Origin of the sequence: Burkholderia sp. BCC1993 (assembly GCF_905339865.1) — a bacterium.
In the GTDB taxonomy this organism is placed as follows: Bacteria; Pseudomonadota; Gammaproteobacteria; order Burkholderiales; family Burkholderiaceae; genus Burkholderia.
In genome coordinates, this window is the sequence record NZ_CAJPGZ010000071.1 from 1 (window position 1) to 479 (window position 479).

The 479-nt window shown below is 49.1% G+C and carries 2 tRNA genes; both read left to right on the forward strand.

The annotated features are described in order from the left end of the window. Positions 1 to 20: 20 nt before the first annotated feature. A tRNA-Ile gene (locus U4Y91_RS36615) sits at positions 21 to 97 on the forward strand. A 42-nt stretch (positions 98 to 139) separates the two neighbouring features. Then, a tRNA-Ala gene (locus U4Y91_RS36620) sits at positions 140 to 215 on the forward strand. Positions 216 to 479 lie beyond the last annotated feature (264 nt).

The window sequence follows — 479 nt, forward strand, 5'->3', positions numbered from 1 at the left end:
AAATTTAAAGACAGACTCAGGGGTCTGTAGCTCAGTCGGTTAGAGCACCGTCTTGATAAGGCGGGGGTCGTTGGTTCGAATCCAACCAGACCCACCACCGTCTTGTGTGGCGGTACACACCTGAGGAATATCTGTACATGGGGGCATAGCTCAGCTGGGAGAGCACCTGCTTTGCAAGCAGGGGGTCGTCGGTTCGATCCCGTCTGCCTCCACCAATCCTCAATGACAAGCGTTCGACTTGGTCGAATTTTTGTCATTGGCGATTGAGCCAGTCAGAGTGATACGTAGTATGTATCGGCTGTCGTTCTTTAACAATCTGGAAGAAGTAAGTAATTTGGATAGCGGAAGCGTCTTGAGATGGACGTGAAAGCTATCCGGGTTGTGATTGTATCGATGTATCTCAAGATGATTCGAACTCTATGTTTGACTCAATTGGAATACGGCACAACGCGAGAACTCAACCTGTAGCGACTGTCGAT